This window comes from Stenotrophomonas sp. 2YAF22 (genome assembly GCF_052114665.1).
In the GTDB taxonomy this organism is placed as follows: Bacteria; Pseudomonadota; Gammaproteobacteria; order Xanthomonadales; family Xanthomonadaceae; genus Stenotrophomonas; species Stenotrophomonas indicatrix.
The window spans coordinates 1-2,185 of record NZ_JBFRFE010000681.1 but is presented as its reverse complement, the minus strand read 5'-3'; the positions used below and the strand labels follow the sequence as shown (position 1 = coordinate 2,185).

The window sequence follows — 2,185 nt, the reverse complement described above, 5'->3', positions numbered from 1 at the left end:
CCAGATGGCCGGCTCGGTGAAGGGCCGCAAGGCTGCCCGCCACGCCACCTCGGACTGGATGGCGCTGGAAAAGGAGCGCGGCATCTCCGTCACCTCCTCGGTGATGCAGTTCCCGTACGAAGGCAAGATCATCAACCTGCTCGACACCCCGGGCCACGCCGACTTCGGCGAGGACACCTACCGCGTGCTAACCGCGGTGGACTCGGCGCTGATGGTGATCGACGTGGCCAAGGGCGTGGAAGAGCGCACCATCAAGCTGATGGAAGTGTGCCGCCTGCGCGACACCCCGATCATGACCTTCATCAACAAGCTCGATCGCGAGGGCAAGGAGCCGATCGACCTGCTGGATGAGGTTGAAAGCGTACTCGGCATCCAGTGCGCACCGGTCACCTGGCCGATCGGCATGGGCCAGCGCCTGAAGGGCGTGGTCCACCTGATCACCGGCGAAGTGCATCTGTACGAGCAGGGCCGCAACTTCACCCGTCAGGATTCGACCATCTTCCCGTCGATCGATTCGCCCGGGTTGGCCGAGAAGATCGGCGAGCGCATGCTGGCCGACCTGCGCGACGAACTGGAACTGGTGCAGGGTGCCAGCCACCCGTTCGACCTGCAGGCCTACCGGGCCGGCAAGCAGACCCCGGTATTCTTCGGTTCGGGCGTGAACAACTTCGGCGTGCAGCCGCTGCTGGACTTCTTCGTCGAGCACGCACCGTCGCCGCAGGCGCGCTCCACCACCGGCCGCGAAGTCGCCCCGCAGGAGCCGAAGCTGACCGGCTTCGTGTTCAAGATCCAGGCCAACATGGATCCGCAGCACCGTGACCGCGTGGCCTTCATGCGCGTCTGCTCGGGCCGGTTCACTGCCGGCATGAAGACCCTGCACGTTCGCACCGGCAAGGACATGAAGCTGGCCAATGCGCTGACCTTCATGGCCAGCGACCGTGAAATCGCCGCCGAGGCGTGGCCGGGCGATGTCATCGGCATCCACAACCACGGCACCATTTCCATCGGCGACACCTTCACCGAAGGCGAGGCGATCACCTTCACCGGCATCCCCAACTTCGCCCCGGAACTGTTCCGTCGCGCCCGCCTGCGCGATCCGCTCAAGCTCAAGCAGCTGCAGAAGGGCCTGGCACAGCTGTCCGAGGAAGGCGCCACCCAGTTCTTCCGTCCGCTGACCAGCAATGACCTGATCCTGGGTGCGGTGGGCGTGCTGCAGTTCGATGTGGCCGCTTACCGCCTGAAGGACGAATACGGCGTGGAAGCCACCTTCGAGCAGGTCAGCGTGACCACGGCGCGCTGGGTCCACTGCAGCAACGAGAAGAAGCTGGAGGAGTTCCGCGAGAAGAACGCGCTGAACCTGGCCCTCGACGCGGCCGGCCACCTGGTCTACCTGGCGCCGACCCGGGTCAACCTGCAGCTGGCGCAGGAACGTGCGCCGGACGTGCGTTTCTCGGCAACCCGCGAAGCCGCGCATACGGTCACCGGCAACTGATTGCAGCGACCATACGGTGGCGGGGGTGCACGCGCCCGCCATCGCGGCGATGATAGGGGGGTGCAGGTCCCCCTCCCTGCAGACGATGCCCATGCCATGTCCACGACTTCCGCTGTTTCGATCCGTGAAGAAATTGCCAGCGCCCTGACCCACGGGCTGGGCGCGGTGCTTGCCCTGGCCGCCAGCGCGGTACTGATCACCCTGGCTGCGATCTACGGCGATGGCTGGCAGCTGGCCAGCGCGATCGTGTTCGGCATCGCCCTGCTGCTGCTGTACACCGCCTCCACGCTATACCACGCCATCCAGCACCCGCAGGCCAAAGGCCGCCTGAAGGTGTTCGACCATTGCGCGATCTATGTGCTGATCGCCGGTACCTATACCCCGTTCACCCTGATCGGCCTGCGCGGCCCCTGGGGTTGGGGCATGTTCACCGCGATCTGGGCGCTGGCGCTCGGCGGCGTGGTGTTCAAGCTGTTCTACACCGGCCGCTTCAAGCTGTTGTCCACGGTGATCTACATCGCCATGGGCTGGCTGGTGGTGGTGGCCATCAAGCCGATGTGGGCCTCGATCGATGGTGGCACCCTGGCTTGGCTGTTCGGCGGCGGCCTGTCCTATACGCTGGGCACGTACTTCTACCACCGCGAATCCATCCCCTATTCGCACGCGATCTGGCATCTGTTCGTGATCGGTGGC

At 65.3% G+C, this 2,185-nt stretch carries 2 protein-coding genes; both read left to right on the top strand.

Translation table 11 applies throughout. From position 1 onward, the window contains the following. Positions 1–1,492: peptide chain release factor 3 (locus AB4Y84_RS19865; RefSeq protein ID WP_442250749.1), on the top strand; the 1,492-nt coding region annotated here is incomplete at its 5' end. A 96-nt stretch (positions 1,493–1,588) separates the two neighbouring features. Next, a partial coding sequence (trhA, locus tag AB4Y84_RS19860) for a PAQR family membrane homeostasis protein TrhA (protein ID WP_442250748.1) occupies positions 1,589–2,185 on the top strand: 597 nt, incomplete at its 3' end.